23 protein-coding genes are annotated in these 19,097 nt (G+C 61.1%); 21 read left to right on the forward strand and 2 right to left on the reverse strand.

Translation table 11 applies throughout. The annotated features are described in order from the left end of the window. Positions 1-60 precede the first annotated feature (60 nt). The 18 genes from DXT77_RS07570 to recX all read left to right on the forward strand — a co-directional run bounded on the left by DXT77_RS07570 (position 61) and on the right by recX (position 15,109). The gene (locus tag DXT77_RS07570) at positions 61-1,959 is read left to right on the forward strand and encodes a phage tail protein (RefSeq protein ID WP_119427194.1); all 1,899 of its coding nucleotides are present in this window, start codon (positions 61-63) and stop codon (positions 1,957-1,959) included. Further along, positions 1,946-3,181, forward strand: a complete 1,236-nt coding sequence (locus DXT77_RS07575) for a DNA circularization protein (protein WP_119427195.1) — start codon at positions 1,946-1,948, stop codon at positions 3,179-3,181. The genes DXT77_RS07570 and DXT77_RS07575 overlap by 14 nt, the downstream gene beginning before the upstream one ends. A 3-nt stretch (positions 3,182-3,184) precedes the next feature. After that, positions 3,185-4,234, forward strand: coding sequence for a phage baseplate assembly protein (locus DXT77_RS07580; RefSeq protein ID WP_119427196.1), 1,050 nt, complete (start codon positions 3,185-3,187; stop codon positions 4,232-4,234). A 133-nt stretch (positions 4,235-4,367) separates the two neighbouring features. Then, positions 4,368-4,877 carry a phage baseplate assembly protein V gene (locus DXT77_RS07585; protein WP_119427197.1) on the forward strand — a complete coding sequence of 170 codons (510 nt, stop codon included), beginning with the start codon at positions 4,368-4,370 and terminating at the stop codon, positions 4,875-4,877. Next, a complete protein-coding gene (locus tag DXT77_RS07590) occupies positions 4,877-5,275 on the forward strand; it encodes a phage GP46 family protein (protein WP_085712882.1) in 399 nt (132 codons plus the stop codon). The genes DXT77_RS07585 and DXT77_RS07590 overlap by 1 nt, the downstream gene beginning before the upstream one ends. Next, the gene (locus DXT77_RS07595) at positions 5,265-6,311 is read left to right on the forward strand and encodes a baseplate J/gp47 family protein (protein WP_119427198.1); all 1,047 of its coding nucleotides are present in this window, start codon (positions 5,265-5,267) and stop codon (positions 6,309-6,311) included. The genes DXT77_RS07590 and DXT77_RS07595 overlap by 11 nt, the downstream gene beginning before the upstream one ends. Continuing rightward, a complete protein-coding gene (locus DXT77_RS07600; RefSeq protein ID WP_085712884.1) occupies positions 6,299-6,898 on the forward strand; it encodes a YmfQ family protein in 600 nt (199 codons plus the stop codon). Before DXT77_RS07595 ends, DXT77_RS07600 begins: the two co-directional genes overlap by 13 nt. An 11-nt stretch (positions 6,899-6,909) precedes the next feature. Beyond that, positions 6,910-8,067 (forward strand): phage tail protein, encoded by a 1,158-nt coding sequence (locus DXT77_RS07605; RefSeq protein WP_119427199.1) that lies wholly within the window; start codon positions 6,910-6,912, stop codon positions 8,065-8,067. Further along, the gene (locus tag DXT77_RS07610) at positions 8,064-8,579 is read left to right on the forward strand and encodes a phage tail protein (protein ID WP_119427200.1); all 516 of its coding nucleotides are present in this window, start codon (positions 8,064-8,066) and stop codon (positions 8,577-8,579) included. Before DXT77_RS07605 ends, DXT77_RS07610 begins: the two co-directional genes overlap by 4 nt. A gap of 130 nt (positions 8,580-8,709) precedes the next feature. Then, complete coding sequence (locus DXT77_RS07615) at positions 8,710-9,804, forward strand: phage tail protein (RefSeq protein WP_119427201.1); 1,095 nt, start codon at positions 8,710-8,712, stop codon at positions 9,802-9,804. 7 nt (positions 9,805-9,811) lie between these two features. Continuing rightward, positions 9,812-10,378, forward strand: a complete 567-nt coding sequence (locus DXT77_RS07620; RefSeq protein ID WP_119427202.1) for a tail fiber assembly protein — start codon at positions 9,812-9,814, stop codon at positions 10,376-10,378. A 22-nt stretch (positions 10,379-10,400) separates the two neighbouring features. Continuing rightward, a complete protein-coding gene (locus DXT77_RS07625; RefSeq protein WP_119427203.1) occupies positions 10,401-11,294 on the forward strand; it encodes a phage tail protein in 894 nt (297 codons plus the stop codon). Continuing rightward, entirely contained in the window at positions 11,295-11,741 is a 447-nt protein-coding gene (locus tag DXT77_RS07630; protein WP_119427204.1) for a phage tail assembly chaperone, read from the forward strand. A gap of 114 nt (positions 11,742-11,855) precedes the next feature. Next, the gene (locus DXT77_RS07635; RefSeq protein ID WP_119427205.1) at positions 11,856-12,422 is read left to right on the forward strand and encodes a glycoside hydrolase family 19 protein; all 567 of its coding nucleotides are present in this window, start codon (positions 11,856-11,858) and stop codon (positions 12,420-12,422) included. Next, the gene (locus DXT77_RS07640) at positions 12,401-12,919 is read left to right on the forward strand and encodes a lysis system i-spanin subunit Rz (RefSeq protein WP_119427206.1); all 519 of its coding nucleotides are present in this window, start codon (positions 12,401-12,403) and stop codon (positions 12,917-12,919) included. Before DXT77_RS07635 ends, DXT77_RS07640 begins: the two co-directional genes overlap by 22 nt. Before the next feature lie 68 nt (positions 12,920-12,987). Then, positions 12,988-13,488 (forward strand): CinA family protein, encoded by a 501-nt coding sequence (locus tag DXT77_RS07645; RefSeq protein ID WP_119427207.1) that lies wholly within the window; start codon positions 12,988-12,990, stop codon positions 13,486-13,488. Positions 13,489-13,571: 83 nt separating this feature from the next. After that, positions 13,572-14,630 (forward strand): recombinase RecA, encoded by a 1,059-nt coding sequence (recA, locus tag DXT77_RS07650; RefSeq protein ID WP_119427208.1) that lies wholly within the window; start codon positions 13,572-13,574, stop codon positions 14,628-14,630. A gap of 8 nt (positions 14,631-14,638) precedes the next feature. After that, positions 14,639-15,109 (forward strand): recombination regulator RecX, encoded by a 471-nt coding sequence (gene recX, locus DXT77_RS07655; RefSeq protein WP_119427209.1) that lies wholly within the window; start codon positions 14,639-14,641, stop codon positions 15,107-15,109. Positions 15,110-15,181: 72 nt separating this feature from the next. Here the strand turns inward: recX and DXT77_RS07660 are convergent, their stop codons facing one another. Next, positions 15,182-16,300, reverse strand: coding sequence for a TIGR00730 family Rossman fold protein (locus DXT77_RS07660; RefSeq protein WP_119427210.1), 1,119 nt, complete (start codon positions 16,298-16,300; stop codon positions 15,182-15,184). 354 nt (positions 16,301-16,654) lie between these two features. Between DXT77_RS07660 and DXT77_RS07665 the strand changes: the two genes are divergently transcribed. Beyond that, a complete protein-coding gene (locus tag DXT77_RS07665) occupies positions 16,655-16,849 on the forward strand; it encodes a hypothetical protein (RefSeq protein WP_085712901.1) in 195 nt (64 codons plus the stop codon). On the opposite strand, the gene DXT77_RS07670 is transcribed toward DXT77_RS07665, so the two are convergent. Further along, a complete protein-coding gene (locus DXT77_RS07670; protein WP_119427211.1) occupies positions 16,850-17,275 on the reverse strand; it encodes a PA3611 family quorum-sensing-regulated virulence factor in 426 nt (141 codons plus the stop codon). A gap of 189 nt (positions 17,276-17,464) precedes the next feature. Here DXT77_RS07670 and DXT77_RS07675 point away from each other — a divergent pair, with 189 nt between their 5' ends. Further along, the gene (locus tag DXT77_RS07675; RefSeq protein WP_119427212.1) at positions 17,465-18,208 is read left to right on the forward strand and encodes a tRNA-uridine aminocarboxypropyltransferase; all 744 of its coding nucleotides are present in this window, start codon (positions 17,465-17,467) and stop codon (positions 18,206-18,208) included. Between the two features lie 229 nt (positions 18,209-18,437). Continuing rightward, positions 18,438-19,088: a response regulator transcription factor ErdR gene (erdR, locus tag DXT77_RS07680; RefSeq protein WP_085647827.1), complete on the forward strand. Its 651-nt coding sequence runs from the start codon at positions 18,438-18,440 to the stop codon at positions 19,086-19,088. Positions 19,089-19,097: the final 9 nt, after the last annotated feature.

The following is a 19,097-nucleotide window of genomic DNA, read 5'->3' on the forward strand; positions in this document are numbered from 1 at the left end:
TGTGCTTCGCGAATCGCTGGAGCACGCGCAACGGATCAATGCGATGCAGCAGGTGCAGTGATGGCAGACGAAGAAAAGAAAGAGAAAACCTCGGTGCTGCTGACGGGCATCGATGAACTGTCGCCCAAGCTCGGTGCCCTGCGAGTAAAGGTCGAGAGCTTCAAGAAAAACCTCGAACAGACCGGCCTCGGCAAACTGGACATCAGCGGTCTGTTCAAGGGCGGCAGCGTGATTACACCGTTCGTGGACGGCATCAAATCGGCTGCGGCGTTTCAGGGCAAACTGAGCGAAGTCAGCGAGACGGCAAAAACCGTCGACCTGCCGGAAACGCCCAAAGCCGCTGCGCAGAACATGAACGTATTCAGTGCGTCCATGGAGAAAGTCTCCGCTGCAGTGGATGCCGCACTGGTGCCGGCGGTGGGTGCATTGGTGGTCGGACTGGAGCCGATGCTGACCCAGGTCGGCAGCCTGCTGGCCGACAACCCGAAACTGGTCGAAGGCCTGGCAGCGGGGGCGATTGCGTTTTCCGCCATGCAAACCGCCGTCACCGGTATGACCCAGGTGATGGACGTCATGAGCATGGTGCTCAAGACCAACCCGATCATGCTGATCGCCATGGGCATTGCCGTGGCGGCCGGACTGATCGTGGCCAACTGGACACCGATATCCGCGTTCTTCACCGGAATGTGGGAGGGCGTGAAAAATGCCGGGGCCAGTGCAATGGCGACGTTGCGCTCGGTACTCGACTGGCGACCGCTGGAAACGCTGGCAGCGCTGTGGGAACCGGTCGCGGGTTTCTTCTCGGGTATCTGGGACAAGGTCAAAGCGGTCACGGCGCCGGTGATCGACTTCTTCAAGTCGGTTTTCTCGTGGTCGCCCGCGGGCCTGATCCTGGAAAACTGGGGGCCGTTGACCGGTCTGTTTTCGGCGATCTGGGAATTGCTCAAGGCCTTGAGTGTGCCGGTGATGTCGTTCCTCAAGGGGCTGTTCGACTGGACGCCGCTGGGCATGATCATCAACAACTGGGGCGCAATCACCGGTTTCTTCGCCTCGATCTGGGTCGCGCTGCAACCGGCGGCGCAAGCCATCAAGGACTTCTTCGGCAGCCTTTTCGATTATTCCCCGCTGGGCATGATCATCAACAACTGGAGTGCGATCACCGGCTTCTTCGCTTCGATCTGGGCGGCGCTGCAACCGGCGGCGCAAGCCATCAAGGACTTCTTCGGCACCCTGTTCGACTATTCCCCATTGGGGATGCTCGTCAACAACTGGGGCAGCGTCGTGACCTTTTTCGAACCGGTCTGGGCCGCGCTGCAAACGTCGGCACAAACGATCAAAAGCTTCTTCCAGAGCCTGTTCGAATGGTCGCCGCTGGAGCAGATCGCGCAGTACTGGCAGCCGATCAGCGAAGTGTTTTCGGCGCTGTGGGGCGTGGTGCAGGCATTGGCCGCGCCGGTGCTGGAGTTCCTGCACAACATGTTCGAATGGACACCGTTGGGGCAGATCATCAAGAACTGGGGACCGATCACCGAGTGGTTCGGCGAGCTGTGGCAAAAGCTGCAAACCGTCATCGCACCGATCAAGGAGCTGTTCGACGGCGGCTTCGCCGGGCTGATCGCCAGGGTCACCGGCAAGGTCGAAACCTTGACCCAGGCGCAACGTCAGACCAATGCCGAAGGCAAGGGTGAACTGGCGCCGGCCTTCTTTGGTGCCAGCCCGAAACCCGAGGGTGGCAGCGCGCTGCAGGGCGGTTCTTTGCCGCAATCCTCTGGCGCACTGATCCAGCAAAGCGCCGCCAACAACCGCACACAACTCGAAGGCGGCCTGACGGTGCGCTTCGAAAACGCGCCGGCGGGGCTGCGCACCGATCAACCGCAAACCAATCAACCGGGGCTGGCGCTCAGTTCGCGCATCGGCTATCGCTCGCTATCGGCAGGAGGTTCCAATGAACTGGCGTGACCGTTTGTTGCCGGCATCCTTTCGTGGTGTCGGCTTCTGGATCGACCAGGCGAAAACCCCGGTCGGCCGCAAGGGGCAGTTGCACGAGTACCCGCAACGCGACCTGCCGTTTTTCGAGGATCTCGGCCAGCAGGCCAAGACCCACGACCTGACGGCGTTCGTCATCGGTGCCGATTGCCTGGAGCAGCGCGACAAGCTGCTCCAGGCCCTGGAGCAGGGCAGCGGCGAGCTGGTGCATCCGTGGCTGGGACGCCTGCAGGTCAAGGTCGGCGAGTGCGACATGACCCACACCCGCCAGGACGGCGGGATGGTGACCTTCACTCTGAAGTTCTACCCGGACCGGCCGCTGCCGTTTCCGACGGCGACGGTCAGCACGCAAAAAGTCCTGCTGATCAAGGCTGACGGTTTGCTCGGGTCGGCGGTGGCGCGCTTCGAACAGGCGATGACCCTGATCAAGGCGGCGCGGATCGGCATCGCCAATCTGCGCAACAGCCTCACCGGTGTGTACGACGTGATCAAGGAGCAGCTCAAGCCGCTGATCGCGCAATACAAGCAGATCACCGAACTGGTCAGGGCCGTCAAGGAACTGCCCAAGGAGGTGGCGGCGGAGTTCAAGGGCTTGCTCGGCGATATCAAAGAGCTGAAGGCATTCGCGAAGGAGGGCTACCGTGGCGTGATTGCCGACGTGTCCCAACAGATCGAAGCCATCCGCAAGGCCGACGCACCGAAGATCACCACCGGCAAGGACACCACGGCTGCGGCGCAGGCCCTGGCCAATCTGGTGCAGGACACCCTGATCGTCAAAGCGGCGCAATGGGTAGCCTCGATGCCGGTGGCGTCGACGCCGGTGAAACTGTCGTCGACGCCTTCGCTGGAGCAACAGTCGAAACAGCCGGTCAGCCGTCAGGAAGTGCCGGTCACCGACGATCTGCAAGCGCTGCAAAAAGAGCTGATCGAAGCGCTGCAAAAGGCCCAGGACAAGGCCGATCCCGCGCACTATCAGGCCATCGCCGATGTAAAGGAAGCGCTGATCGCGCACCTCAAGGCCGTGGCTTCGTCCGGTGTGCGACTGGTCAGCAAAACCTTCCAGGAAACCTTTCCGGCGCTGGTCGTGGCCTACAAGCAGTTTGGCGATGCCACTCGGGTGACCGAGGTCATTCAGCGCAATGGTCTGTCTCATCCGAGCTTCTCACCCAACGAAGTCAAGGTTTCCAGGGAGTGAGTCATGAACGAGACTGACAACCGCGTCACGCTGACTGTCGGCGACATGGAATACGGCGGCTGGAAAAGCGTGGAGATCACCGCGGACCTGGAGCGCCAGTTCCGCACCTTCAAACTCGACATCACCTGGCAATGGCCGGGGCAGACCGTGGATCAGCGGATCAAGGCCGGTGACCCGTGCGAAGTGCGGATCGGCCAGGATCTGGTGCTCACCGGCTATGTGTTCAAGGCCCCGATCAGTTATGACGGGCGGCAGATCAGCCTGAGTATCGAAGGCAGTTCCAAGACCCAGGATCTGGTGGATTGTGCGGCGCGAAACATCCCTGGCCAATGGCAGGATCAATCGCTGTTGAACATCGTCCAGGCCCTGGCCGGGGAATACTCGCAGTTTGTGGTCAACGAGATTCCCGAGACTGCACGTCTGAGCAAACACACGATCGTGCCGGGTGAAACGGTGTTTCAGTCGATCGATCGTCTGCTCTCGCTGTACCGGGTGTTTTCCACCGATGACGCCGAAGGCCGGCTGGTGCTCGCCAAACCCGGCAGCGCCGGTCGCGCCAGTGACGCGCTGGAACTTGGCAAGAACATTCTTTCGGCCAATGCGCCGATGGATTTCAGCCAGGTGTTTTCCGAGTACCGGGTGATCGGTCAGCAGAAGGGCAACGACAAGAAGAGCGGGGCGGCGGTCAGCGAAGTTGAATCGACGGCGACCGACCTGAGCTTCAAGCGTCGGCGCACCACGATCATCAACGAAGGCTCGCAACTGACGTTCGAACTGGCCCAGCAACGGGCCCAATGGGAGAGCGCGACGCGTATGGGCCGGGCTCTGACCACGACTTATCAGGTACAGGGCTGGCGTCAGTCCAACGGTGACCTGTGGCGTCACAACACCCTGGTGCGGGTCAAGGATCCGGTGCTCGGGTTCGATGAAGACATGCTGATTTCCAAGGTGACGTACTCGCTGTCGGCGCAAGGTTCGGTGACCACCCTGCAAGTGGCGCCGCCGCATACCTTCGACGCGAACCCGACCCCACCGAAAAAGCCACCAGCCTGACATCGCCTCTGTGGGAGCGAGCCTGCTCGCGATAGCGGTAGACCTGTCAGTGCAGAAGTGTCTGCCAGATCGCCATCGCGAGCAGGCTCGCTCCCACAGGTGGGCGGCGGGCTGACATTCCAAGGAAAACCCTATGAGCCTACTGACACGCCTGCTGGCGCGCGGCACTGTCGTGCTCGCCAGTTCGGCCTCCAAGCTGCAATCGCTGCAAATGCGCCTCACCGCCGGTGAAGTGAACGACGACATGGAGCACTTCGAACCCTACGGCTTCACTAGCCACCCGCTGGCCGGTGCCGAAGGCGTCGTCACCTTTCTCGGCGGCGACCGTTCCCACGCCATCGCGCTGGTGGTTGCCGACCGCCGTTATCGCCTGCAATCGCTGGCGGCCGGCGAAGTGGCGATCTACACCGACGAAGGCGACAAGATCCACTTCAGGCGCGGGCGGATCATCGACATCGAAACCGCCACGCTCAACATCCGCGCCAGCACCGCCGTGAACTTCGACACACCGGTGATCAACCAGACCGGCAAGATCGTTTCCAAAGGTGATCAGCTGGCCGGCGGCATCAGCCAGATCAAGCACGTGCATGGCGGCGTGCAGGGCGGCAGCGGCCAGACCGGCGTGCCGGCGGGAGGTCAGTGATGCTTTTCAGTCAAAACCTCCACGCCGCGCTGACCCGCTCGGTGTTGATCAGCCTGTTCACCTGGCGCCGTGCGGCCGATGACGATGCCCTCGACGACGAGGAGCGTTACGGCTGGTGGGGCGACACCTTTCCCACCGTGGCCGACGATCGCATCGGCTCGCGGCTGTGGCTGCTACGGCGGGTCAAGCTGACCCGGCAGACCCAGATGGACGCCGAGTTCTATGCCCGCGAAGCCCTGCAATGGCTGATCGATGACGGCCACTGCAGCGCCATCGACATCATCAGCGAACGCCTCGACGCCCAGCGCCTGAACCTGCGCACGGTCCTGACCCTGGCCGACGGCGAACGCCTGGACATCAACCCCGATAACAGTTGGCAGGTGATCTATGCCGTTTGAAACCCCTTCGCTGCCGGTGCTGATCAAGCGCACCCAAAGCGACCTGGCCGGCGATTCGCTGCGCCAGTCCGATGCGCAAGTCCTGGCCCGCACCGTCGGCGGTGCCGCTTACGGTCTGTACGGCTACCTTGACTGGATTGCCGAGCAGATCCTGCCCGACACCGCCGACGAATCGACTCTGGAACGTATCGCTGCACTGCGCTTGAACCAGCCGCGCAAACCGGCGCAAGTCGCCACCGGCAGCGTCAGTTTTACCGCGACCGCGGGCGCGGTGCTGGACGTTGATACGCTGCTGCAATCGAGCGATGGCCGTACCTACAAAGTCACCACCGCGCGCACCACCGTCAATGGCAGCAACACCACCACCATCGCGGCGCTGGATGCCGGCAGCCTCGGCAATACCGATGCCGGACTGGCGCTGACTCCGGTGCAGCCGATTACCGGCGTGGTCGGCAACAGTTTTGTCGTGCTGGCGCCAGGCCTTAGCGGCGGCGTAGCGCGGGAGAGTCTGGAGTCGCTACGTTCGCGGGTGATTCGCTCCTATCGCGTTATCCCTCACGGCGGTTCGGCCAGCGACTACGAAACCTGGGCGCTGGAAGTGCCGGGCGTAACTCGTGCCTGGTGCCGGGGCGGCCTGCTCGGCCCGGGTACGGTGACGGTGTTCATCATGCGTGATGAAGATCCGCAACCGGTGCCCAACGACGAGCAACTGGCGGAAGTCCAGGACTACATCGAGCCGCTGCGACCGGTGACGGCGGAAGTGCATGTGCAGCGACCGATTCAAGTGCCGGTGGTGTACCGCTTCAAGAGCGTCAACCCGGACACCACCGCCGTGCGCGCCGCCGTCGAAGCGCAGCTGCGCGACCTGCACAACCGTGAAGCCGATCTCGGCGTGCCGTTGCTGATCAGCCATATTCGCGAAGCCATCAGCAGCGCCGGCGGTGAGTACGATCACACCTTGACCGAGCCGGCCGCTGACGTGCCTGCCGGTCAAAGCGAACTGCTCACCTTCGGAGGTTGCGTATGGGGGGCATAAGAACCGCCGCGCAATATCAGGCGCAGCTTCGCGCCCTGCTGCCCAGCGGCCCGGCATGGGACCCGGAGCGGGTGCCGGAACTCGATGAAGTGCTGCAAGGCGTTGCCGTCGAACTGGCGCGTCTCGATGCCCGCGCCGCCGACCTGCTCAACGAGATGGACCCGGCCGGCGTCAGCGAACTGGTGCCGGACTGGGAACAGGTGATGAACCTGCCCGATCCGTGCCTCGGCGCCACACCGCTGTTCGACGACCGTCGCCTCGCCGTGCGCCGCCGCTTGCTCGCGGTCGGCAGCCAGGCCGTCGGCTATTACCTGGAGATCGCTAAAAGCCAGGGTTACCCCAACGCCACCATCACCGAACTCGAAGCCCCGCGCATGGGCCGCTCGCGCTTCGGCGCGGCGCACTGGGGCACCTGGGAAGCGCAGTTCATGTGGACGCTGAACACCGGTGGCCGGCTGTTGCTCGGCCGGCGCTTTGGCGCGAGTTACTGGGGCGAGCGCTTCGGCGTCAATCCGGGCTCGGCGCTGGAATGCCTGATCCATAGAGCGGCGCCGGCACATACCAAGGTGCACATCAACTATGACTAGGGAATAACGCAATGGATTATCCGAAGAGTGTGCCCAGCGCCGGTCTGGTGAATGGGAAGTTTGTGGATGAAAACCCGATGACCGGGACGCCGGGATCGTTGATTCCGGCAGACTGGGGCAACGGTGTCACGCTGGAAATTCTCAACGTGATCAAGGCCGGGGATCTGAACCCGGACGAGAAGAAATACGACCAGCTGTTGCAGGCGATCCAGAGTGTTTCGGCCAAGGGCTGGAATCAGGATCTGGCATTGCCGCTGGCGGCGTTGCCGCTTCCAACCGTCGCTACACCGGATGCGCGAATGTCGATCACACCGGCTGCCGCCTCGACCAGTGGCGGTCGGGTGTCGGTGCCGGCGGGTGTTTACGTCAGTATCGGTCAGGAAGTGGTGGCGGGGCAGTTGGGACGTTCGCGGACGTTCACCACTCAGGCCTGGAGCAGCGCCGATCTGTTGCCGAGTTCGGGTTACTTTCTGCGGGCGCAGGTGGTGAGTGGTGCACTGACGTTCTACATGCAGCGCGGGACGATTTACGACGTGACGCCCGACACTCTGAAGGGCACGGTCAATGGTGCTGCAGGCGGTGGTTTCCAGAGTTCGGTGCTGGACATGTGCCTGGCCTGGGTGGTTACGGGTGCACCGGGTTCTGTGCCGACAGTACGCGCAATCTACAACCGTGCTCGCTTGTCCTGGACGCAGACCGTCAACGGCACCGGCGCGGTTTTTTTGCCGCTCGACCCTCATGCCCGTGCTGCACGGTTGATCGTGGGTAACCCGACGCCTTCCTCGACCGCTGTCACCTCTATGGCTTTTCCTGGCACCGGATGGTCCGGTGGCAACTACTGCTTTCTGTCACCTACTGCGACGACCAGTGCCAACAACGCCGCCGGCTGGAATCCGGCGACGTTGTACCCGTGCGTGCTGTTTACCAACAACGTTCTCAATGACGTCACGGTGTCGACGCTGGCCGCCAGTTTCGACCATATGCAACTGCGCTCGCTCTGGCAGAGCTTCCAGGCGGAACACACGCTGGGGCAAACCATAGCCGACAGCGATGAGTTGTTGTTAAGCATGGGCATCAAAAACCATCCGCAAACCGACTACAGCGTCGGTATTCCGATCAACTTTTCTGATGCTGTGAACGTGCAGCTGTCGTGGGAGCTCATTCGATGATCGTCATTCAGGAACTGCATCAGATCGATGGAGAGTTGCGTCCTGCGCAGCCGTCCGCGACCCATGACTGGGACGGTGAACAATGGGTCGTCAACCCTGAGAAAGTCGCGCTGCTGGAACAACAGGAAACCGCACGCCTCTGTGCCCGGGTCGATGCTGCCGCCGACAGTGCACGCAGCGTGTTGGCCGGTGACCCGCTCAAGGCGTTGGAGTATGCCCAGGCAGTCCTTGACGCTCAGGCCTTTCAGGACGCCGGTTATCCGAAGAAGGAAGTGCCGCTGTCCGTGGCCGCGTGGGTCGCCAAAGGCAGGTCTGCGAAACAGGCGGCCGAGCAGATCCTCGACAAGGCTGCTCAGGTCAGTGACAGCCTGCTGACCCTGCGCACCTTGCGCCTGAAGGCCAAGACCCGGATCCGTGAGTACGCCAGCAAAAATCAGCTGGAACAGGCGCGTGCCGCCACGGACGAAGTGCTGCTGGCCATTCGTGGACTGGCGGACAACACCAACCCGTAGTCGCGTCCAGCCTCACCCAAGCCCACGTCGCCGTGGGCTTTTTTATTTTCAGGAACAGAAGCGTTTGCGCCGTTGCGAAAGCCTTCGCGCCGCCACGTTTCATTTGTCATGACAGAGGAACGAACATCCCATGGATTATCCAAAAAGCGTCCCCAGCGTCGGCCTGGTCGACGGCCGCTTCGTCGATGAAAACCCGGTGGCAGGCACGCCGGGTTCTTTGATTCCGGCGGTGTGGGGCAACAGCGTTACACAAGAAATTCTCAACGTGATCGGCGGTGCCGGAATGACGGCCAACGAGGTCGATACCGGCCAGCTGTTCAAAGCCATTCAATCGATCATCGGTGCCGCCAGCCCAATGCGTTCGGTGGTGACACGGCTTGCCGCTTCGAAGGCACTGATTGATCAGGAACTCGGTCTGGTACTGATCGATGGCAGCCCCGGTGCCACGACGATCACCTTGCCCGGCGCCACTGTCGGACTGGGTGTGCGCGACGTGATTGTTCGTCGTGTCGACAACAGCGGCAATCGAATGGTGGTGCAGGCATCCGGAACCGACCGGATCCGTTTTCATACGCATTTGTCTGCGAGCGGTTACCCGTTTCTGGTGCTGATGGGCGGCGGTGACTGGTGGCATTTGCGCAGCGACGGGGCCGGCAGTTGGTGGCCCGTCGGTCGCTTTGACAACACACCACTGGGACGGCCGTTTTTCGAGACGACCACTTTGCTCAGCCCTGGTGGTTACGGAGCGCTCAACGGCACCGTCATGAAGCGTGTCGAGTGGCCGTGGCTGTGGGATCACGCCCAGCTCTCCGGAATGCTGGGCACTGAAGCGGCGCGTGCAGGCAACGAAGGTAAATGGACTTCGGGCGACGGCGCGGCGACCTTCCGCGGCCCGGAAGGGCGAGGCGAGTTTCTGCGAGTGCTGGATGAGGGCCGGGGCGTGGACGCGGCACGGGCCATGGGTTCCTTTCAGGGCGGTTCGATTCACTCCTACGCCCAAGGCGCAAATGGCAGCGGTGCGGTCGGAGCGTATTGGTCGGACAGTCTGACCGGCTTCGGTGCCGAAACCCGTGAAGAGCCGCAATACGTATCCGGGCTACTCAATGGCGGCCCCATTTTCCCTGCCAATACGACTTACCAGCGTGATGCTGCCAATACCCTGCTGCTGGCCTTCAAGTCCCGCCCGCGCAACATCGCCTATCCCGGCCGTATCAAACTCATCTGAGGTACCTATGTTCAATTATCTGTTTGATGGCTCGGGCGCCTTGTCCGGGCCTGTCGAGTTTTTCGTGACGCCAGGTATCGGTATTCAACTGCCCAGTAACGCAGTCCAGTTGTCGTTCGAATTGCCTGAACTGGAAAGCGGTCACGCCTGGGCGCTGATCAATGGAGTACCGCGAGAGGTGATTGACCGACGTGGTCTGGTCTATCGCAAGGACGGCGGCGCGCAACAGATCTGGAATGAGTTGGGCGAGCTGCCCGACACCCTGACGGCGCAACCCTGGCCCGGAGAGTTCCATGTGTGGCGCGACAACGCCTGGCAACTGGATGCGCAAGTCCGTCTGGCCAGTATCAGCCAACAGGCCAGGGAGACGCGTGACGCGCTGTTGCGTGACGCCGTCCTGCGCATTGCGCCCCTGCAATACGCCGAAGACATCGGCGATGCCAGCCACGAAGAGCAACTGCAGTTGCTCGAATGGAAGCTCTACAGCGTGGAACTGAACCGTATCGAAAAACAGACTGGTTTCCCCGAGGAAATCACCTGGCCCGTTGTGCCCGGCACAACGGTGAACATCTGATTTCCACACAGGGAGAAGTGCAATGGACTATCCAAACAGCGTCCCGAGCGCCGGCCTGGTCAATGGCCGGTTTGTTGATGAAGACCTGATCACAGGTAAACCGGGATCGTTGATTCCAGCCAGTTGGGGCAACGGTGTTACACAGGAAATTCTGGGTGTTGTGCGTGCCGGCGGTCTGACGCCGAGCGAGGCGTCAAATACGCAATTGCTGGGGGCACTTCGCAGCTCTCAACTGTTCCAGACGGCTGCGCCATTCGATGTCAGTCGTTCTGCGGCGACGTCCGAGTTTGTCCAGCGCGCACTTGGCAACTATGCCGGCGCGCGCGGTGTGTCTGCGGCCACACAACTGACGGCCGCGGATGTCGGATGTTCAATCGGCCTGGGCGGCAACTCGGCATACACCGTGACCTTGCCGGACATCCTCAACTTGCCCAACGGCGCGACGATCGGCTTTCACTGTCGCAGCAACGCAGCGATCACCATTGCCTGCATGGGCAATACGCAAATAAGTCCGCAAGGCGCCTATCTGAGCTCGATTGTGATGAACAGCGGCGAGAGTGCCAACGTTGTCAAAGAGAACGGTATCTGGACGGTTTACGGCACGGCCAGTCTGAAATATGCCGCGTTGTTTTCCGGCTGGTCTGGTAACCCTGGATACCAGAAACACGCCAGTGGAAACATCGATCAATGGGGATTCGGTACTACAGATGCCAATGGTGAAATGTGGGTCAGTTTCCCGATTTCCTTCCCGAATGCGTTTTTCTCGTGTGTCGCCACTCATGTTGGCGGTGATGGCGCCATGGTCATTGTTATCGGCGGCTCGGCCACCAAACAAGGCGTTCGCTTGAAAGTACGCAACGCGCTCAACCAGGTCGCGGCTGGCTGGACCGTATTTTATTTTGCCAAGGGCTATTAAATGAACGACTTCAACGTTTTATTCAGTGCACGTACCCGAGGGGTTTATGTGCCGGGAATCAATTCGTCGGACATTCCGGACGACGTCATCGAAATTCCCAAGGCCTACTGGATTTCATTGCTCCAGCAACTGGCGGTCACTGCGAAAGTCATCGGTGTGGATGCGCAAACCGGTTATCCGATACTGGTCGATCCGCCGCCTCTTTCGGCAGAACAGGCGGGCGAAACCGAACGCAATTGGCGAACCGCACAACTGGCAGCCACCGATGGCCTGGTGGCCCGCGACCGCGATGAGCTGGAGGACGGCGGGGGCACCACGCTGACCACCGAGCAATATGCCGAGCTGCAAGCGTTTCGGCGCGCGCTGCGGGACTGGCCACAGGCTTCGTTTTTCCCGTTCAGCGAGCATCGTCCGGTGGCGCCGCGCTGGTTGGCAACGGCACTTTGAGTCCTCTGTATTTCACAAGGATCCTGGCGCGGAAAACTCCGGAAAGAAATGGCTGGCAGGCCCTGGTCACCAGTCATGATTCAATCGCAGCACATCCAGGGAGGATCAAGCATTATGCAAATCACTGAAAACAACCTCAGCAAAATCATGCCCAACGCCCGCTCCCAAGCGGGCGTTTTTGTTTCACCGCTCAACGACGCCATGGCGCGTCATCGCATCGATACGCCCAAGCGCGTCGCTGCGTTTCTCGCTCAGGTCGGCCATGAGTCCGGGCAACTGCGCTACGTGCGCGAACTGGGCGACAACCAGTATCTGAGCAAATACGACACCGGCACGCTGGCGCTGCGCCTGGGCAACACGCCGGAAGCCGATGGTGACGGACAGAAGTATCGCGGTCGCGGGCTGATCCAGATCACCGGCCGCACCAACTATCGCCAGTGCAGTCTCGGGTTGTTCGGCGATGAGCGTCTGTTGTCGTTGCCCGAATTGCTTGAGCAACCGCAATGGGCGGCGGAGTCCGCTGCGTGGTTCTGGGAGCAGAACGGTTTGAACGAACTGGCGGACCGCGATCAGTTCAATACCATCACCCGTCGAATCAACGGCGGGTTGAACGGCTTGCAGGATCGTCTGGACATCTGGGCGCGGGCGAGGGCGGTGTTATGTCCATCTCCTGGCGCGTAACCGGTGTTGTATTGCTGGTTCTGGGGGCTGCTGCACTGGCATGGCAATTCCAGGACTGGCGTTATGGCCGCCAACTGGCCGAGCAGGCGCGACAGCATGCCGAAACCCTCAACCAACTGACTCAGGCTGCTGCCTCGGCGCAGCAGGCCGAACAGGACAAGCGCCTGGCCCTGGAGCAGCGGCTCGCGGCCAGTGAACAAACCCACTATCGAGCACTCAGCGATGCCCAACGTGACCAGGATCGCCTGCGCGATCGCCTTGCCACTGCTGATCTGCGCCTGTCAGTCCTCATCGACGCAGGCGACGCTGCCCAAGGCTGCGGTGTGCCAGCCGCCTCCGGCACCGGCGGCGTGGATCATGCAACCGTACGCGCCCGACTTGACCCGGCGCATGCTCAACGAATTGTCGCCATCACCGGTGAAGGCGATCGCGGACTGATTGCCCTGCAGGCCTGTCAGGCCTATATCAGAGCGCTGGCGCCTGCACATTTTGAATGAGTCTGTGTATTGAAAGCGCAACCGGCTCGTGTACGGTGGTAGGCATTCCACCCGATCCGGAGAGTGCCGTGAAAGACCTCACCCAACTGGCGGCCGAACTTGGCCGACGCCTGCAGTTGCTCAATGCCCACGTCACCACGGCCGAGTCCTGCACCGGCGGCGGCATCGCTGAAGCGATTACCCGGATCCCGGGGAGCTCCGCCTGGTTCGAGGCCGGTTATGTGACCTACTCCAACCGACAGAAAACCCAGCAACTGAACGTGCCCGCCGAACTGTTCGACACCGTGGGCGCGGTCAGTCGCGAGGTGGTCGAGGCGATGGTGCGCGGTGCGCAGAAACACAGCCGTGCCCGGTTTGCCGTGGCAGTCAGCGGTATCGCCGGGCCGGACGGCGGCTCGCCGAACAAGCCGGTGGGCACGGTGTGGCTGGCATGGGGTGTGGGCGACGCGGTTTCCAGCGAGGTGCAGCACTTCCCCGGCAACCGCGACGAGGTCCGCCGACAAACGGTGAAGGCCGCGCTAGAGGGGCTGCTGCGACTGGCGGCACGAGAAATCGAAAATCAGGGGTAGGCGATCCGCGAACGCTGTGGAATAATACTGGCTACTTATACAGGTGTTGGCCGTCAGGCCTTATTGATTACGTGAGGACTTTAATGGACGACAACAAGAAGAAAGCCTTGGCTGCGGCCCTGGGTCAGATCGAACGTCAATTCGGCAAGGGTGCCGTAATGCGTATGGGCGATCAGGACCGTCAGGCGATCCCGGCCATTTCCACCGGCTCTCTGGGTCTGGACATCGCGCTCGGCATCGGCGGCCTGCCAAAAGGTCGTATTGTTGAAATCTACGGTCCTGAATCTTCCGGTAAAACCACACTGACGCTGTCCGTGATCGCCCAGGCCCAGAAGGCCGGCGCGACCTGCGCATTCGTCGACGCCGAACACGCCCTCGACCCTGAGTACGCCGGCAAGCTGGGCGTCAATGTCGACGACCTGCTGGTTTCCCAGCCGGACACCGGCGAACAGGCCCTGGAAATCACCGACATGCTGGTGCGCTCCAACGCCGTTGACGTGATCATCGTCGACTCCGTGGCGGCACTGGTACCGAAGGCTGAAATCGAAGGCGAAATGGGTGACATGCACGTGGGCCTGCAAGCCCGTCTGATGTCCCAGGCGCTGCGTAAGATCACCGGTAACATCAAGAACGCCAACTGCCTGGTGATCTTCATCAACCAGATCCGCATGAAGATCGGCGTGATGTTCGGCAGCCCGGAAACCACCACCGGTGGTAACGCGCTGAAGTTCTACGCTTCGGTCCGTCTCGACATCCGCCGTACCGGCGCGGTGAAGGAAGGCGACGAAGTGGTCGGCAGCGAGACCCGCGTCAAGGTCGTGAAGAACAAGGTGGCTTCGCCGTTCCGTCAGGCCGAGTTCCAGATTCTCTACGGCAAGGGTATCTACCTGAACGGCGAGATGATCGACCTGGGCGTGCTGCACGGTTTCGTCGAGAAGTCCGGCGCCTGGTATGCCTACGAAGGCACCAAGATCGGTCAGGGCAAGGCCAACTCGGCCAAGTTCCTGGCAGACAACCCGGAAGTCGCGGCGAAGCTCGAGAAGCAACTGCGTGACAAGCTGCTGTCGCCAGCCGTGATCGCTGACTCCAAGGCTTCTGCGGTCATAGAGACCGAAGACGACCTGGCTGACGCTGATATCTGATTGCAACGATGACAACCGCCGTACTCGATACCCTCGTCGCGGTGCGGCGAACCGCAATGGACCTGCTCGCACGCCGCGAGCACGGTCGAGTCGAGCTGACGCGTAAACTGCGTCAGCGCGGCGCTCCACCCGAAATGATCGAAACAGCCCTCGACCGATTGACGGAAGAAGGGCTGCTTTCCGAAGCGCGTTATCTGGAAAGCTTTGTTTCTTACCGCGCCCGTTCAGGTTATGGCCCGTTACGGATTCGTGAGGAACTGAGCCAGCGCGGCTTGCAGCGTGCCGATATCGAACTTGCCTTGCGTGAGAGCGGTATCAACTGGCAGGTGCAGCTAACAGAGACCTGGCAACGGAAGTTCTCCGGACAGCTTCCCGCCGACGCCAAGGAACGAGCCAGACAAGGCCGGTTTCTGGCGTATCGGGGGTTCTCGATGGAGATGATCAACCGCTTGTTCAGCGGCAGAGGGATGGACGATTAAATCGGTTCCAGCTTCAATCAAAAAATAAAAAAGCGGCCCGCTATTTCGATAGCGGGCCGCTTTTTTTTGCCTTCAGATTACCTTCGACGGTTCGCGGGAGGATTGCGCCGTTTGTGGTCTGGACTGTGCCCAGTTCTCCGGCAAGTTGATGAAGTCCACCAGTTCCCGCAGGCGCCCATGGTCACGGGCGTTGAAGGCGAAGGACAGTCGCGCCAGATGGCTGAATTGCGCCTCGTCGTGCTCCTCAGCGCTATAGGCGTGTTGATGGAACCGGTCGCTCAGGCACAGATCGGCGAAGACTTCCTGCATGTGGTCCAGTGCCCGGTCGCTGAGCCTGTGGTTCATGCGAATCACGAACTGCCGTTTGAGCCAGCGGCTGGAGTGGAAGTTGCCGTAGAACTGATTGATCTGTTCCACCGCCTCCTCAACGCTGTACACCAGGCGCATCAACTTCAGGTCAGTTGGCAGGATGTAACGGTTGTCCTCCAGTTGCTGGCGAATGAAATCCAGCGCCCCTTGCCAGAACGTGCCGCCCGGCGTGTCCAGCAGCACCACCGGCACCAGCGGGCTTTTGCCGGTCTGGATCAGGGTCAGCACTTCCAGCGCTTCGTCCAGCGTGCCGAAACCGCCGGGGCACAGCACCAGTGCGTCGGCCTCTTTGACGAAGAACAGTTTGCGGGTAAAGAAAAAGTGGAACGGCAGCAGATTCCCGGTCCCGTCCACAGTAGGGTTGGCGTGCTGTTCGAAGGGCAGGGTGATGTTGAACCCCAGGCTGTTTTCGCGGCCGGCGCCTTCATGGGCGGCGGCCATGATTCCACCACCGGCACCAGTGATGACCATCATGTCTGAGCGGGCCAGGGCTGCGCCCAGTTCACGGGCCATGGCGTACAGCGGATGCTCTACGGGCGTGCGCGCCGAGCCGAACACCGTGACCTTGCGCCGGCCCTTGAACTGTTCGAGCGTGCGAAACGCCTGCTCCAGTTCACGCAGGGCCTGCAAGGTGATCTTGGCATTCCAGCGGTTGTGATCTTCCTGGGCCATGCGCAGCACGGTCAGGATCATGTCGCGGTAGATGGGAATGTTCGGGCTGTTGGGGGAAACCAGGTTGAGTTGTTCTTCGACCTTGCCGGTGAGGTCGTGGCCGCTTTCCTGAAAATGACGGCTGAGCAGGTCATTCGGTTGGTAAGGCATGCAACTTCTCCTTCTGCACAGAGCCTTCGGCCCTGACGTGCGGCGTCAGTGCCGCGCTGCAAGAAAAACAAACGTCCGGCAGCTCCTTTCCTGCCGTTGATAAAATGATCGGGAATACTTTGAATCTAGACCCTCAAAGCATTTCTCGCTCATTGAGCATTGCGCCACAAAGTCTTGCCTGGCAACTGCTTATTGTCGATTTGCGAAGTGCTTTCACCGCTCGTCCGATGGTGCACCGAGGGCAAAATGCTCTGATTTACTAAGTTAAAGGCGCCGTACGACAACTTTGCGTCAGCGAGCGTACGCAAGATGCATGCGATTCAAGGATTTGCGGGTGGCAAGGAGGCGGGACACATGACCAGAGTCATTCTGGAGATCGATACGCAGCTGTATCGAATGTTGAAGGCATCGGCCGAGACCAATCATGTCAGTCTCGAAGAGGAGTGCTGCCGACGTCTTTCGGGAGGGGAGCGCCGCTCGCGCTATCTGCAGGCCTTGCTGGCCGAACTGCGCGCCGAGGATGAACAGCGGCGCGCCAATTCTCGTTGATTACTTCTTCTTCGCCGGGCCTGCTTTAGGGCAGTCCGATTCCTGATAGCTGGCCGAGCCGATCGCCCGGTTGGTCTTCACTTCGCTGAAGTCATAACGCATCACGGCACCCTTGGCCATCAGCTTGCGGTACGACGGGTTGTTGCAGACCGAAGCCCCCAGCTGGAAATACACGGCTTTGGGATCGGCGCGCATCTTGTCGGCATGGCTTGCCTGGACGCTCAGGTGGTTGATCAGCGTGGTGCCTTCGACGGTGTAACCCTGATCGAGGATGTCTTCGTTGATCGCCCGTGGTGTACCGACACTGCTTTGTGCGGCGACGTTTTGCAGCTCTTTGTTCAGGTTCTGCTCTTTCAGGGACGCAGCCTGTGCGCTGAAGGACAACGCCAGCGCAATGGCCGCGGTAGGAACGATAAGGCGCAGCATGAAACTCTCCTGATTCAGTGACTGGTGGTTCGACCAGCCCCGGGGCTGTGCGTTCAGTGGCGGCGAATTATAGGGGAGCCGGTCGGGAGGGTACAGGCTTGTGCCCGTCGCTCTGATAAACTGCCGGCCTTTATTGCCTTGCCGAGAGTTGTTCGTGTCGAGTTTTCCTGTCAGTCGGCGTCGCCCGCAATGAACCATGCCCCCAACGCCGTGGCCCGCCTGCGCGATCAGCGCGAGGACGAGGGCATCAAGCCGATTCAGGCCCGTGGTTTCCGCTCCGAGCGTTGCCGTGACTGCCGGGTCATCATCAGTCATTGCCTGTGCGCCTGGCGCCCGACCGTTGAAACCCGCTCCGGTGTCTGCCTGATCATGACCGGCAAGGAAGTGTTCAAGCCGAGCAACACCGGTTGGCTGATCGCCGACATCGTGCGGGACAATCACGCCTTCATCTGGTCGCGGACTGAGCCGGACGAACAATTGCTGGCGCTGCTGAACGACCCGCAATGGCAGCCTTATCTGGTGTTTCCCGGCGAGTACGTCGAGCCTTCGCGGGTCACCAACATCGTGGATCTCGATAGCAGCAAGCGTCCACTGTTCATTCTGCTGGACGCAACCTGGACCGAGGCGCGCAAGATCTTCCGCAAGAGTCCGTATTTCGATCGCCTGCCGATCCTCAGTCTGTTGCCCGACAAATTGTCGCGCTATCGCCTGCGCCGTTCGACCCGCAGCGAGCACCTGTGTACTGCCGAAGTGGCGGCGCTGTGCCTGGAACTGGCGGGCGACACGGATGCCGCCTCGGCGCTGGACGCCTATTTCGATGTGTTCAGCCAGCATTACCTGGGCGCCAAGCAGCAGCTTGAGGTGAATGTGTCGACACCGGCCCATGCCGAGTTGCTGCCTTTTATAGCCAACCCGCAGCCGGCGCCGGCCTGATCCTGGCCCATACTGCTAAAGCAGTGGCCGTGTTGCTTGACCACCCCGGCTTCGCTGGGCATGCTTGGCGCCGATTGGGGTGCGGCCAAGGTTTGAAACGCCGTTTTTGTCCGTGATTGGCGTTGAACGTGCCCCTGTGGATGCCGCTGCACAAGCGCCGGCATCTTGATTTGCCTTGGTGAGCCCCGAATGCATCGGGGCTGCCATCAAAAACAGGATCATTTGAAAAATGGCCACATACGACATCCTGATTGCCGATGATCACCCTCTTTTTCGTAGTGCACTGCATCAAGCGGTGACGATGGGCCTTGGTCCGGATGTACGAATGGTGGAGGTGGCGAGCATCGCCGAGCTGGAGGCGCGCCTGACCGAGAAGGCCGACTGGGATCTGGTGCTGCTGGACCTGAACATGCCGGGCGCTTTCGGGTTTTCCGGGCTGGTGATGTTGCGCGGGCAGTACCCGCAGATTCCGGTGGTGATGGTTTCGGCGCAGGAAGAAGCTTCGGTGATGGTCAAGTCGCGGGAGTTCGGTGCCAGCGGTTTCATTCCCAAGTCGAGCGACTTGAGCGTGATTCAGGAAGCGGTGCGCAAAGTACTGGACGGCGACGTGTTCTGGCCGCCACAGGCGTTCGAAGCCGTCAGCGTCTCCGACGAGGCCAAAGCAGCCAGCGATGGACTTGCGAGCCTTACGCCTCAGCAGTTTCGGGTGTTGACCATGGTCTGTGAAGGCCTGCTCAACAAGCAGATTGCCTATGAGTTGAGTGTGTCGGAAGCGACCATCAAGGCCCACGTCACGGCGATCTTTCGCAAACTGAACGTGCGGACTCGCACCCAGGCGGCTTTACTCTTGCAACAACTTGAGTCAATTCCGAGCCAGTAAAGGCTGGCG

This window comes from Pseudomonas sp. 91RF, from assembly GCF_003576265.1.
GTDB lineage: Bacteria > Pseudomonadota > Gammaproteobacteria > Pseudomonadales > Pseudomonadaceae > Aquipseudomonas > Aquipseudomonas kribbensis.